Origin of the sequence: Clostridium sp. NSJ-145 (genome assembly GCF_021044725.1) — a bacterium.
GTDB lineage: Bacteria > Bacillota > Clostridia > Clostridiales > Clostridiaceae > Clostridium > Clostridium disporicum_B.
Genome location: NZ_JAJNOS010000008.1, coordinates 68609 through 82459 on the forward strand (window position 1 = coordinate 68609; position 13851 = coordinate 82459).

General features: G+C 29.1%; 11 protein-coding genes. 9 read left to right on the top strand and 2 right to left on the bottom strand.

What is annotated here, in order from left to right:
- Positions 1-114: 114 nt before the first annotated feature.
- The 6 genes from LQE93_RS08680 (at position 115) to iadA (ending at position 7768) form a co-directional block, all read left to right on the top strand.
- Positions 115-2346, top strand: coding sequence for a ribonucleoside-diphosphate reductase subunit alpha (locus tag LQE93_RS08680; protein WP_231073015.1), 2232 nt, complete (start codon positions 115-117; stop codon positions 2344-2346).
- 126 nt (positions 2347-2472) lie between these two features.
- Positions 2473-3507, top strand: coding sequence for a ribonucleotide-diphosphate reductase subunit beta (locus tag LQE93_RS08685; RefSeq protein WP_055267084.1), 1035 nt, complete (start codon positions 2473-2475; stop codon positions 3505-3507).
- 172 nt (positions 3508-3679) lie between these two features.
- Positions 3680-5299: a phosphoenolpyruvate--protein phosphotransferase gene (gene ptsP, locus LQE93_RS08690; protein WP_186837923.1), complete on the top strand. Its 1620-nt coding sequence runs from the start codon at positions 3680-3682 to the stop codon at positions 5297-5299.
- 166 nt (positions 5300-5465) lie between these two features.
- Positions 5466-5999, top strand: coding sequence for a chromate transporter (locus LQE93_RS08695; protein ID WP_231073017.1), 534 nt, complete (start codon positions 5466-5468; stop codon positions 5997-5999).
- A gap of 3 nt (positions 6000-6002) precedes the next feature.
- Complete coding sequence (locus LQE93_RS08700) at positions 6003-6527, top strand: chromate transporter (RefSeq protein ID WP_231073019.1); 525 nt, start codon at positions 6003-6005, stop codon at positions 6525-6527.
- Positions 6528-6595: 68 nt separating this feature from the next.
- A complete protein-coding gene (gene iadA / locus LQE93_RS08705) occupies positions 6596-7768 on the top strand; it encodes a beta-aspartyl-peptidase (RefSeq protein WP_231073021.1) in 1173 nt (390 codons plus the stop codon).
- 210 nt (positions 7769-7978) lie between these two features.
- Here the strand turns inward: iadA and LQE93_RS08710 are convergent, their stop codons facing one another.
- Both LQE93_RS08710 and LQE93_RS08715 read right to left on the bottom strand, forming a co-directional pair.
- Positions 7979-8569 carry a cell wall hydrolase gene (locus LQE93_RS08710; RefSeq protein ID WP_055267092.1) on the bottom strand — a complete coding sequence of 197 codons (591 nt, stop codon included), beginning with the start codon at positions 8567-8569 and terminating at the stop codon, positions 7979-7981.
- Positions 8570-8633: 64 nt separating this feature from the next.
- Positions 8634-9632 carry a hypothetical protein gene (locus LQE93_RS08715; protein ID WP_231073024.1) on the bottom strand — a complete coding sequence of 333 codons (999 nt, stop codon included), beginning with the start codon at positions 9630-9632 and terminating at the stop codon, positions 8634-8636.
- Positions 9633-9791: 159 nt separating this feature from the next.
- On the opposite strand from LQE93_RS08715, the gene cdaA reads away from it, so the two are divergent.
- The 3 genes from cdaA (at position 9792) to LQE93_RS08730 (ending at position 13720) form a co-directional block, all read left to right on the top strand.
- Positions 9792-10649 carry a diadenylate cyclase CdaA gene (gene cdaA / locus LQE93_RS08720; protein ID WP_055267096.1) on the top strand — a complete coding sequence of 286 codons (858 nt, stop codon included), beginning with the start codon at positions 9792-9794 and terminating at the stop codon, positions 10647-10649.
- The gene (locus LQE93_RS08725) at positions 10616-11860 is read left to right on the top strand and encodes a CdaR family protein (protein ID WP_231073026.1); all 1245 of its coding nucleotides are present in this window, start codon (positions 10616-10618) and stop codon (positions 11858-11860) included. Before cdaA ends, LQE93_RS08725 begins: the two co-directional genes overlap by 34 nt.
- Positions 11861-12121: 261 nt before the next feature.
- On the top strand, positions 12122-13720 hold the full coding sequence (locus LQE93_RS08730; RefSeq protein WP_186837919.1) for an NAD(P)/FAD-dependent oxidoreductase: 1599 nt from the start codon (positions 12122-12124) through the stop codon (positions 13718-13720).
- The last annotated feature ends 131 nt before the right edge of the window (positions 13721-13851 follow it).

A 13851-nucleotide genomic window follows, 5' to 3' on the forward strand; every position in this document is an offset into this window, starting at 1 on the left:
TTTTTATTTATTTTTTAATTTTACAAGTATATATAGCAAAGTTATAATTAACAATATATTGTGTCAGAGTGTTGAAAAAAAGAGTAAAGTATACTATATATGGTGGAGGAAACTATGGGATATTTACAAAGAATATGTAACTATGCAGTTGAAGGATTAGAAGGGGAAAATGAAATCTATACAAGTAAGAAGCTAATAGAGAGTTGTGAAAATATAATAAGACCGTCAATGAGTAATGATGAGATTAGAAAGTCAGTAATTCAAATTTCACTTGAGTTAACAACAGATAGTGAACCAAAGTGGCAATATGTAGCTTCAAAATTATATATAGATAAACTGTATGATGACATAAGAAAAAACAGAGAATTAGAAGAAGATTCTAATGTATATAATGATTTTTATAGCTTCATAAATAATATGACAGAAAAAAAATTATATGGAGAGTATATATTAAACAGTTATTCTAAAGATGATATAGATGAATTAGAGAAATTTATAAAACCAGAGAGAGATTTAATTTTTACATATAGCGGAATAGATTTATTAGCAAAGAGGTATCTAATTCAAGACTTTAGTAGAGCTGTTTTAGAAGCACCTCAACAGATGTTTATGGGTATAGCTATGCATTTAGCAATTCCAGAAAAAAAAGAGGAAAGATTATATTGGGCAAAAAGATTCTATGATGTTTTAAGTTCGCTTAAAGCAACTATGGCAACACCAACTATGTCAAATGCAAGAAAACCATTCTATCAATTGAGTTCGTGTTTTATAGATACAGTAGATGATAGCTTGAAGGGAATATATAAATCATTAGACAATTTTGCTGAGGTTTCTAAATTCGGTGGAGGAATGGGAATATATCTTGGTAAAGTAAGAGCTATGGGTTCTACTATTAGAGGATTTAAAGGAGCTGCAGGCGGAGTAATACCATGGATAAAATTATTTAATGATACAGCTATTGCAGTAGACCAATTAGGAGTTAGAAATGGATCAGTTGCAATATGGTTAGATGCTTGGCATAAAGATTTACCAGAATTTTTACAGTTAAGAACAAATAATGGTGATGATAGAAAGAAAGCTCACGATATATTCCCAGGGCTTTGTTATCCTAATCTTTTCTGGAAGCTAGCTGAGTCTAATATAGATGCAGATTGGTATATGATGTGTCCACACGAAATAAGAACTGTAAAAGGATATAATCTTGAAGATTTCTATGGAGAAGAATGGGAAGAAAAATACTATGAATGTGTTAATGATGAAAGAATAGAAAAAAGAGTAATGTCTGTTAAAGATATAGTTAGATTAATTATAAAGAGTGCGGCAGAAACAGGAACTCCATTTGCTTTTTATAGGGATACAGCAAACAAAATGAATCCTAATAAGCATAAAGGTATGATATATTCTTCAAATCTTTGTACAGAGATAATGCAAAATACAAGTGCTATGGACATACAACAAACAGAAATAATTGATGAAGATGGAGACAAAATAATAGTAGAAAAAACTAAAGCTGGAGATTTTGTAGTATGTAATCTTTCATCAGTAGTTTTAGGAAATATAGATGTAAATTCAGATAAAGAAATTGAGTATGTAGTAGAAACTCAAATAAGAGCTATGGATAATGTAATTGATCTAAATTATTATGCGGTACCATTTGCAGAAGTTACTAATAAGAAATACAGAGCTATAGGTCTTGGAACAAGTGGTTATCATCATATGCTAGCTAATAATAAAATTCATTGGACAGAAGATAAGCATCTAGAGTTTGCTGATAAAGTGTATGAAAAGATTAATTTCTATGCAATAAAAGCTAGTGTTAATATAGCAAAAGAAAAAGGTTCGTATACATATTTTGAAGGGTCTGATTGGCAGACAGGTGATTATTTTGATTTAAGACAATATAACTCACCAATGTGGAATGAATTAAGAGAAAATGTTAAAGAATTTGGAATGAGAAATGGATACCTATTTGCGGTTGCTCCAAATGGCTCTACTGCTACTATAGCTGGAACATCTGAAGGTGTTGACCCTGTTATGGCAAGATTCTGGTTAGAGGAGAAAAAGGGAAGTATAATACCAAAAACAGCTCCAAATTTAAGTTGGGAAAACTTCTGGTATTATAATTCAGCGTATAACATAGAACAAAAATTATGCATACAAGTAAATGGAATAAGACAAAGACATATAGATCAAGGACAATCATTTAATTTATATATAACTACAGATTATACAATGAGACAAATAATGAACCTATATATAGAAGCATGTAAATGTGGTGTTAAATCAATTTATTATGTAAGATCTAAATCATTAACTGTTTCAGATTGTGAAAGCTGTTCAGCTTAAAACAGTTACAACTTAAAGTGAGTTAAAACTTAAGGAATAAAATCAACTGAGGTTATTTTAGAAAATTTTATTAGTAACTTGTAATTTTAAATTTGTCACTAAAAAAGAAGTGAGGAGAAATGAGAGATGAATGTTAATAGAAAGCCATTATTTAATGAAAATGGTGATATAGATATAAGTAAGAAGAGGATGATTAATGGAAATACAACTAACTTAAATGATTTTAATAATATGAAGTATAGTTGGGTTGCTGATTGGTACAGACAAGGAATGAATAATTTCTGGATACCAGAAGAAATTAATCTTTCTCAAGATTTGAAAGATTATAATAAATTAACAACAGAAGAAAGAACAGCTTATGATAAAATATTATCTTTTTTAATATTTTTAGACTCAATACAAACTGCTAATTTGAGTAATATAAATAATTACATCACAGCTAGTGAAGTAAATTTGTGTTTAACAATTCAAGCTTTCCAAGAAGCTGTTCACTCTCAAAGCTATAGTTATATGTTAGATACTATATGTTCACCAGAAAAAAGAAATGAAATACTTTATCAATGGAAAGATGATGAAATTTTATTAACTAGAAATAAATTTATAGGAGATTTATATAATAATTTTATAGAATCACCTACAAAAGAGAATTTGATTAAGACTATAATGGCAAACTATATATTAGAAGGTATATATTTTTATTCAGGATTTATGTTTTTCTATAATTTGGAGAGAAATGGTAAAATGCCAGGTTCAGCTCAAGAAATAAGATATATAAATAGAGATGAGAATACACACCTTTGGTTATTTAGAAACATAATGAGAGAACTTCAACGAGAAGAGGAAACCTTATTTACGGATGAACTTAAAGAGGAATTAAGGGAAATGATGAGATGTGGAGTGGAAAATGAAATAAATTGGGGTCATTATGTTATCGGAGATAATATCCAAGGAATAAATAAAAATATGATAGAGTCGTATATAAAATATTTAGGTAATAAAAGATTAAAAGAGATAGGTTTAACGCCTTTATATGAAGGATATGATAAAAATCCTGCTAATTGGGTAGACACTTTATCAGATGCAAATTCAGTAAAAACAGATTTTTTTGAAGCTAAGTCAACAGCATATGCAAAAGCAAGCACATTAATAGATGATTTATAGGAAAATAATATAGAATTTTTTTCAGATTGGAAAAAATGTAAACAATTTTTATTAACAATAATAAAAAATATGTTATAATGAAAATTAGTGATAATTATTTGATAAAAATTTTAATTAATTTTTAACTTAAGAACAACAAGATTTATGCTTAAGTATAGGGAGGAATTCAATAATGAAAAAAGGTATTGCTGCATCAAAGGGTTATGCAATAGGTAAAGTATTCATACAAGAACATGAAGAAATAGTTATAACTGATGCTAAAGTTTCAGACGTAGCTGCTGAAAAAGAAAGCTTAAAGAAAGCTTTAGACGCTTCTAAAGAACAATTAACAGCTATAAAAGAAAAAACCCTTGCAGAAATAGGAGAGCACGAAGCACAAGTTTTTGAAGCTCATTTAACTTTATTAGATGACCCAGAATTCACAGGTCAAATGGAAATGACTATTGAAGGTGACAGCTTAAATGCTATGAAAGCAGTTCAAAGCGTTACAGATACATTTGTTATGATTTTCGAATCAATGGAAGATGACTATATGAGAGAAAGAGCTGCTGATATTAAAGACGTTTCTAAGAGAATCATCTCTAACTTAGCAGGAAAAGGTGGAAGTGGATTTGCTATAACTGAAGCAAATACTGTAGTTGTTGCTTACGACTTAACTCCATCAGATACAGCTCAATTAGATAGATCAAAAGTTGTAGGTTTCTTAACTGATATCGGAGGAAGAACTTCTCACTCTGCTATCATGGCTAGAACTTTAGAAATCCCAGCTGTAGTTGGTTTAGGAGATATAACTAAATCAGTTAAAAATGGTGATTCAATCATCGTTGATGGTATAGAAGGATTTGCAATAATCAATCCATCAGAAGAAGTTATTGCTGAGTATATAGCTAAGAAAGAAAGATTTGCAGCAGAACAAGAAGAGTTAAAGAAACTTATCGAAGTTAAGACTGTAACTAAATCAGGAAAGAGAATTGAAGTTTGTGGTAACATCGGTAAGCCAGAAGATATAGATCAAGTATTAGCTAATGGTGGAGACGGTGTAGGTCTTTTCAGAACTGAATTCTTATACATGGATAGAGAGTCAGCTCCAACTGAAGAAGAACAATTCCAAGCTTACAAAACTGTTTTAGAAAAAGCTAACGGTAAGCAAATCGTTATTAGAACATTAGATATCGGTGGGGATAAAGTATTACCATACTTACCATTACCAGAAGAAATGAACCCATTCTTAGGATATAGAGCTATAAGATTATGTTTAGATAGAAAAGACATATTCAGAGTTCAAATAAGAGCTTTATTAAGAGCTTCTGTATACGGAAATCTTTGTGTAATGTTCCCAATGATTTCAGGATTAGAAGAATTCCAAGCAGCTAAAGCATTCGTTGAAGAATGTAGAGCAGAATTACATGCTGAAGGAGTTAAAACTTCAGATACAACTCAATGGGGTATCATGGTTGAAATTCCAGCTGCAGCAGTTATGGCTGATGAATTAGCTAAGCACGTAGACTTCTTCTCAATCGGAACTAACGACTTAATCCAATATACATTAGCTGCAGACAGAATGAGTGAGAAGGTATCATACCTTTACAATCCAATGCACCCAGCTGTATTAAGATTAATAAAAATGACTATAGATGGAGCTCACAAACACGGTAAGTGGGTTGGAATGTGTGGAGAAATGGCAGGAGATGAAGCTGCTATCCCAACATTAGTAGAATACGGACTAGATGAATTCTCAATGAGTGCTACATCAATATTAACAGCTAAGAAGATAATATTAGAACAAGAGTAATATTAAAATAATTAACAATAGATAAAAAAGTACGCTGAATAGGCGTACTTTTTTTATTTATTAATAATTGAAAAATATATCATAAATTGTTAAATTTAAACTATAGATTATTGAAGTATCATATACTCACAGTAAGAAAGAATAAAGGTAAATTATGGAGGAGATTATGAAAAAGTCTTTAGAACTATTTTTATCAATATTTAAGATTGGGACATTTACCTTTGGAGGAGGATATGCAATGATACCACTAATAGAAGAGGAAGTGGTAGTAAATAAAGGATGGATTAGTAAAGAGGAATTTTTGGATATTTTGGTTGTTTCTCAAAGTTTACCAGGAGCTTTAGCTGTTAACACTTCAGTATTTTTAGGATATAAAATTGGTGGATTTATAGGTGCGATGGTAGCATTACTTGCTGTAATATTACCATCATTTTTAATCATTCTAATCATTGCAGTTTTTTTTATGAAATTTAGAGATAACTATTATGTAAATGCGGCTTTTAAAGGAATAACAGCAGCAGTTCCAATGCTAGTTTTAATTGGAGCAATAAGCCTTTCAAAAGGTCTAGAGAAGAATATAAGAACACTAATAACTATAATTGTTGGAATAATTGCTTTGGCATTTTTTAATATACACCCTGTATTGGTAATAATTATTTCAGGATTATATGGAGTTATATTCTTAAAAAAGCAGGTGTAATATATGGAGATATTAATTAAACTTTATTTTGTTTTCTTAAAGATTGGAACATTTAGCTTTGGCGGGGGTTATGCAATGTTACCTTTTATGAAGAGGGAAATAGTAGAAAATAATTGTTGGATATCAATGTCTCAATTTAGTGACATAATAGGAATATCACAAATGACACCAGGACCTGTAGCGATAAATTCAGCAACATTTGTAGGATATAAAGTTGGAGGAGTAGGTGGTAGTGTTGTAGCAACATTAGGAGTTATAACAACATCGTTTATATTAGTAACAATTATAAATAAGATATTAGATAAGTTTAAAGAATCGATTACTGTAAAGGCTATATTAGCTGGTATGAGACCTATACTTATAGCTTTAATAATATATGCATTTATAGATTTAGCTAAAGAATCATACGTAGATTTAAAAAGCATAATTATAACTATAATAATAGGAATTATATTAGTCTCCAAGAAAGTACATCCAATTTTAGTTATAGTTATTGCAGCAATATTAGGACTAATATTTTATTTGTAACTAATAATATTAATAGGATAAAAATATAACTTAGATAAAGTTTTTAAGAAAATTATAGGAGGAGAATAATGATTACTGTTATTAAGAATATTCATGTTTACGCGCCAGAAGATTTAGGAATTAAAGATGTAGTAATAACTTCAAATAAAATTGAAGGAATATATGATAATGTAGAAATTCCAAATAATTTTGTAGCAATAGAAATAATTGATGGGAAAGGAAAGCTACTTTATCCAGGATTTATAGATAATCATGTTCATATATTAGGTGGAGGTGGTGAAGGTGGATTTAAGACACGTACACCAGAGATGCAGTTATCAACGCTAATAGAGGCTGGAGTAACGACAGTAGTAGGATGTATTGGAACTGATGGAGTATGTAGAAATATGAGATCATTAATTGCAAAAGCTAAAGGATTAGAAGAAGAGGGCATAACTACTTATTGTTATACAGGTTCTTATGAGATTCCTGTAAAGACCATTACAGATAGTATAAAAGGGGATATGATGATGGTCGACAAAGTTATAGGAGTTGGAGAAGTAGCGTTATCGGATCATAGAAGTTCTCAAGCAACATTTCAAGATTTCGTAAATACAGTAGCTAGTGCTAGAGTTGGAGGCTTGTTATCTGGAAAGGCTGGGATAGTTAATGTTCATTTAGGAAATGGAGCAAGAAAGTTAGAATATTTATCTAAATTAATAGATGAAACAGAGATTCCACCAACGCAAGTATTACCAACTCATATAAATAGAAGTGATAAGTTATTCTATGAAGGTGAATTATATGCAAAAAAAGGTGGTTTTATAGATTTAACAACAAGTAGTGATCCTAACTTTTTAGAGCCAGGAGAAATAAGAGCCGGTGAAGGATTATCAACTCTTTTAAGAAATGGAGTAGATATAGAACATATAACATTTTCTTCAGATGCTAATGGAAGTATGCCTAAATTTGATGAACAAGGACATTTAGTAGGGTTAGGAATATGCTCAGTATCAAGTTTATATAGAGAGGTTAAAGAGAGTATAAAAGAACATAAGGTACCAATAGAAGAGGCTATAAAAGTAATAACTTCTAATGTAGCAAATATACTTAAGCTTGATAATAAGGGAAGGATAACAGAAGGAAGAGATGCAGATTTTGTAATAGTAGACGAAGAAAGTTTAGATATAGATATGGTAATAGCGAAAGGAAAAATAGTTGTTGAAAAAGGAGAGGCTGTTGTAAAAGGAACATTTGAATAGTATTGTTCGCGAAGCTCATAAGCGAAAAGTCGACTATGTCGAGGTGAAAATGCTACTATCGTAGTAGTGAAAATTTAACTGAAGTTAAAGTGAAAGCTATTAATATAGATACTTTTCATCATTGCCATAGGCAATATTTTCACTGTCACGTCAGTGACATTTTCCCTTTTGACAAAGTCAAACTTTTCACCAAAGTGCTACGCAATTTATTTAATACAGTGAAAAGAAAACGTGATGACCTATAGGGGTTATATTAGTTTTATCAACTTCTTGCATCCAACTACAGGTTGCAATTTCAGGATTATAAAAGAATAAGGCCTCTCTAGTTGGATCGTGGCCATTTATAGCCTCATGAACTGCATCAAAACATTCTTGAGTAGGTGATACTTGTATTTCGTTATTTATGACGCAAGAAAAAGCATTTGGTTGAAATACTACCTCCTCAATAGTATCAGGAAAGTTAGGAGATAATACTCTATTAAGTATTACCGATGCAACCGCTACCTTTCCTTCAAAGGGTTCCCCTTTACTTTCAGCATAAACTATTTGCGACATAAGATATATATCATTTTGAGTTAAATAAATCATTTTATCATTTTGGCTAAAAACTTCTACATACTCATCATTGGATATATCTATAAAATTATTTATTAAATTGTTGTTTTCTCTAGTCGTTAAAAGTATATTTGCGCTATCATTAATGATATTTATATCATTTTCAGAAGCAAATTTAGGATAACTATATAGCACTGAAAGAGAAAGGGTCAAAATAAAAGAAAATATTTGTTTTAATTTTTTCATAAAAACCTCCTTTTGGATATAACCCAATCAAACAATATTTTTACCCAAAAGAAGAAAATTAATACTAAAAATTTTCTAAAGACTTATTTAAAGAGTTTAATGAGTCATTTACATCGTCAAGTTTAGAAAAAGCATTCTCATAATTCTTATCTATAGAATCTTTATTATCTTTATAATTAGTAGATGATTTTTCAAATATTATAGCTACTTTTAATGTTTTTAAATAGTTAGAGTATAAGTTAAAGGTGTCAATTAAAGCATTGTAATATGATAAATAGCCTTCAGGAATAGATATACTATTAATATTGCTTTTTATATTTAAGAATTTAATTTCTTTATCAGCTATATCATTAAGTATAGAGTCAAATGATCTATTGTCTTCTCGGACTTTTGATATAGCAGGCTCAAGATCTTCAACTAATTCAGAAAAATTATTAACAGCAGTTTTGAAGTTCTTCATAAATGCTTCACCTTGAGATGTACTAATATTATTTTTTTTAGTAACAATTTCTAAATTATTCAAGTAATTTATCAACTTATCAAAAAAGACTAAAGAGCTATCATTGAATTTTATGTCTATGCCTAAATAATTTAAATCGCTATAACTTTTTAATAAATCAAATTGTTGTTCATTTATTTTAGTTACATATTCAGAAGAAGATGATATATTTTGATATTCTAGAGATGAAATACAACAATTATATAAAGTTTGGGCAGACTCTATAGATGAGAGAATTTTTGAAGATATATCTCTAGTGTAATCATCTAGAATAATTAAAGCACGTAAATCATTTTTAATAGTTTCTAAATTATTTATATTATTTCTAAGAGAAGTAACTATGCTTTCATTGTTTAGATTAAATTCAGTAGGATAGTCTTTGATTGAATTATTTATAGCATTTATTTCTTCAACTATATAATCAAATGTATTAGATTTAGAATTGTTATTTTTAAATTTATAATTATAAATAAATGCTATAGATATAAATGTCAGTAAAAGTACTAAGAATATAATTAATATAAACTTTTTGTTTTCACGAAGTTTAGTTTTAAAAATTTCCATTATATACACCTCCAAAAAGTATTCTTTACATAAATTTATATTAGTGAAAATAAATAAATATTAATAAGTTAAGGAAAAATAATAAAATAAAATTTCTTATACTAAGATTTGGAATAATGGTGTATAATTTTAATTAGAAAAATTATGGTGGTGGACTAAATGCAAGAATTTTTTACAGTGGTTACAAATTCACTAGCAAATATTTCAATAATGTCTATAGTGGATATTTTAGTAGTTGCATTTATTTTTTATAAAGGATATATGCTCATAAAAGAAACTAGAGCAGAACAATTATTGAAAGGTATAGTTTTTATAGTAATTTTAATTCCTATAAGTGGGTTATTAAAATTAACTATGTTGAATTTTATATTGAATAAGACATTAACTATAGGAGTATTATCGGTAGTTATTATTTTTCAACCAGAAATAAGAAGAGCATTAGAGCATTTAGGAAGAAGTGCTTTTGAAGATGTATATGGTTTTGAAGATAGTGAGAAGAGAAATATATATGTAAAAGAAATAGTAACAGCAGTATCTAATTTAGCTGAAACAAAGACAGGAGCATTAATAGTTATTGAGCAAAGTACTGGGCTTGCTGAAATAATATCTAATGGAACTGTATTAGATGCACGAATTTCAGCCAATCTTTTAGAAAATATATTTGTAGTGAATACGCCATTACATGATGGTGCAACGATTATAGGGAAGAATAAGATATTAGCAGCAGGGTGTGTGTTACCTTTAACAGGAAATAAAGATATCAATAAAAAACTTGGAACTAGACATAGAGCGGCCATTGGGTTATCTGAAATATCAGATGCAATAGTAATAATAGTTTCTGAAGAAACAGGAACAATATCATTAGCTATCAATGGTAGATTGACTAGAAATTATGATAAAGAAAAATTAAGAGTAGTTTTATTAAAGATAATGGAGCATAGAGAAGAAAAGAGAGTTAAAACAGCAGGCAAGAAGGTGAAATTATGGATAACTGGAATAATAAACAAAAAGCAATAGTTCAAATGGTATGTCTTTTGTTATCCATAGCTTTATGGTTTTATGTGACAAACGTTGAAAATCCAATTAAGACACAAGATATAAATAAAGTGCCGGTTCAACTTATGAACGAAGGAGTGCTTAAAGATTCTAATCTAACATTAGCACCTAATCAGCAATTTTTTGTTAACCTAAAGATTGAAGGAACAACTCAAGATTTGCGTAAAATAAATAAGGATGATTTTGAGATTGTAATAGATTTAAGCGAATATGCATATAAGATTGGAGCTAATAAAATCCCAGTTCATATAGTGGATTCACCGGCTAGAGTAGCAATAAAAAATAATAGTTCATTGACTCTAACTATATATATAGAGGAGTATGTTAAAAAGGATATAGAAATAACCTCTGATATAAATATAATAGCTAAACCAACATATTATGTTGCACCAATAGAATTTAGTAATGACAAAGTAACTATCAGTGGACCAAAATCAGCTATAGATAATGTTGCCTCTGTAGTAGCTAGAGGGGAAGAATATAATTTAAGTGAAACTATTTCAAAAAGTTATCATTTATATCCAGTAGATGAAAATGGAAATAAGGTTGATAATGTTACATTATCTCAAGATACGATTGATGCTACGATAAATGTAAATGAAGGCAAAATTGTTCCAGTTAAAGTAAATACAGTAGGTGAATTAATAAGTGGAATAAGATTAAAGGATTTTACATCAAATTACAAAGAAGTAGAATTAAGTGGTCCTAAAGAAATTTTAGATACTATTGATGTTATTGAAACTAATCCAGTAAATTTATCAAATATTACAGGTGATACAACTATAGATGTAGATTTAAAAATACCAGATAAAGTACAAGTTAATTTAGGAGATGTTAATAGTGTTTCTGTAACTATTACTGTAGAAAATGAATCAAGTAAAGAAGTAACTGTAGATGTTGCTTTAAATGGAGTTGTTGACGGATTAAATCTTGATGTTGCAAATAAGACAGTAAGAGTTAAGGTTATTGGTTATGAAGAAGATATAAAGAATATAACTGCAGAATCTATAACAGCTAACTTAGATTTATCAAGTTATACTGAAGCAGGGCAATTTACTGAATATCCAGCGATAACATTAAATTCTCCTAATGATAAAGTTAGATTAGAAGTTCTAGATAAAGTATCATTTAATTTAGAAAAAGTAGTTACGGAAACTACGCCAACAGAGTAGTTTTTTATGAATAATTAGAAATTTATAAGTTATGCTTAATGAATAAAGTCAGCTTAATAGCAGGCTTTATTTTTTTATAAAAAACTGTATTAATAATTAAGATATGATAAAATATAGAACTATAAGAAAGTATACAGAAGTTAAATTCAAAATCTGTCATTTATTTAAATAAATTTTTACAGAATGAATTATAATTTTGTAAGTGGAAATTATTACTATAACGGTTGTAGTTTCATAAATAACAATTTGAAAGGTGATTATATGACTATAAGAATTAATAATATAGTACTTGGACTAGATGATAATATAGAAGTTTTAAAGAAAAGAGTAAGTAAGAAATTAAAGATTTCAATTGATGAAATAGAAAACTTTAAAATTATAAAAGAAAGTTTAGATGCAAGAAATAAAAATAATATTAAGTTTACATATGCTATTGAAGTTAATCATAAAAATGAAAAGAAAATTGTTGATAGACTTCATGATAACAATGTAAAAATAGATGATACAAAGTATGATCCAGATGTAGAACCTGGAACTGAAGAACTTAATAGTAGACCTATTGTAGTAGGTCTAGGTCCAGCTGGGTTATTTGCAGCGTTAATGTTAGCTGAAAAAGGATATAGACCTTTAGTTATAGAAAGAGGAGAAGATGTAGATAAAAGAACTGAAACAGTAAAAAGATTTTGGGATAATGGAGAACTAAACCTAGAATCTAATGTTCAGTTTGGAGAAGGGGGAGCCGGATCATTTTCAGATGGAAAATTAACTACAAGAATTAAAGATAAAAGATGCGACTATGTTTTAGAGCAATTAGTTTCAGCTGGTGCACCTGCTGAAATTATATATGAAGCTAAGCCACACGTTGGAACTGATATATTAAAAGATGTAGTTAAGAATATAAGAAAAAAGATTATAGCATTTGGTGGAGAAGTTATGTTCTCTTCAAAGCTTGAATACATAAATGGGAAAGATGGAAAAATAAAGAGCATAATAGTGAATGGCGAAGAAATACCTTGTGATGCTCTAGTTTTAGCTTTAGGACATAGTTCAAGAGATACATATGAGATGTTAAAAGAAATTGGTGTATTTATGGAGCCAAAGGCTTTTGCAGTAGGTGTAAGAATAGAACATCCACAAGAAATGATAAATATTTCTCAGTATGGAAAATATCATAATCATCCGAGATTAAAAGCGGCAGATTATAAACTTACATATCAAAGTAAAGATTTAAATAGAGGGGTTTATTCATTCTGTATGTGTCCAGGTGGAGTTGTTGTTGCAGCTTCTTCAGAGGAGAATAGATTAGTATCAAATGGAATGAGTTATCATGCTAGAGATTTAGAAAATGCAAACTCTGCTTTAGTAGTTACAGTTAGTCCAGAGGACTTTGAAGGAAATGATGTATTAAGAGGTATGGAATTCCAAAGACATTATGAAAGTTTAGCCTTTAAACTTGGAGGAAGTAATTATAATGCACCAGTTCAGTTATTAGGTGATTTCTTAAATGATAGAAAATCTACTAAATTAGGAGCTGTAAATCCTAGTTATAAGCCAGGATATGAATTAGTTGATATGAGAGGGTGCTTACCGAGTTATGTAGTTGAAGCTATAAAAGAAGGTGTAGTTAACTTTGATAAGAAAATACAAGGGTATGGAAGAGCTGATGCTGTTCTTACAGGAATAGAAACTAGAACATCTGCTCCAGTAAGAATAACAAGAAATGAAAATCTTGAAAGTATATCTATGCATGGATTATATCCAGCAGGTGAAGGAGCTGGATTTGCTGGAGGAATAATATCAGCAGCAGTTGATGGAATAAAAGTAGCAGAAAGAATAATAGGAAAATATAAGTGTTATTAAATATAGTAAAAAATCCTGAAAAGTTTATTTTCAGGATTTTTTTATTACAAATAATTTTAAAATAGTAAAATGATGGTATAATGGTTAATGGGTAAACAAATAATTAAATAAAGAAAATTATGGAATAGTAT

Coding starts and splice junctions, on each gene's coding strand:
- LQE93_RS08680 (WP_231073015.1), top strand. CDS start 115: ATGGGATATTTACAAAGAATATGTAACTATGCAGTTGAAGGATTAGAA.
- LQE93_RS08685 (WP_055267084.1), top strand. CDS start 2,473: ATGAATGTTAATAGAAAGCCATTATTTAATGAAAATGGTGATATAGAT.
- ptsP (WP_186837923.1), top strand. CDS start 3,680: ATGAAAAAAGGTATTGCTGCATCAAAGGGTTATGCAATAGGTAAAGTA.
- LQE93_RS08695 (WP_231073017.1), top strand. CDS start 5,466: ATGAAAAAGTCTTTAGAACTATTTTTATCAATATTTAAGATTGGGACA.
- LQE93_RS08700 (WP_231073019.1), top strand. CDS start 6,003: ATGGAGATATTAATTAAACTTTATTTTGTTTTCTTAAAGATTGGAACA.
- iadA (WP_231073021.1), top strand. CDS start 6,596: ATGATTACTGTTATTAAGAATATTCATGTTTACGCGCCAGAAGATTTA.
- LQE93_RS08710 (WP_055267092.1), bottom strand. CDS start 8,569: ATGAAAAAATTAAAACAAATATTTTCTTTTATTTTGACCCTTTCTCTT.
- LQE93_RS08715 (WP_231073024.1), bottom strand. CDS start 9,632: ATGGAAATTTTTAAAACTAAACTTCGTGAAAACAAAAAGTTTATATTA.
- cdaA (WP_055267096.1), top strand. CDS start 9,792: ATGCAAGAATTTTTTACAGTGGTTACAAATTCACTAGCAAATATTTCA.
- LQE93_RS08725 (WP_231073026.1), top strand. CDS start 10,616: ATGGATAACTGGAATAATAAACAAAAAGCAATAGTTCAAATGGTATGT.
- LQE93_RS08730 (WP_186837919.1), top strand. CDS start 12,122: ATGACTATAAGAATTAATAATATAGTACTTGGACTAGATGATAATATA.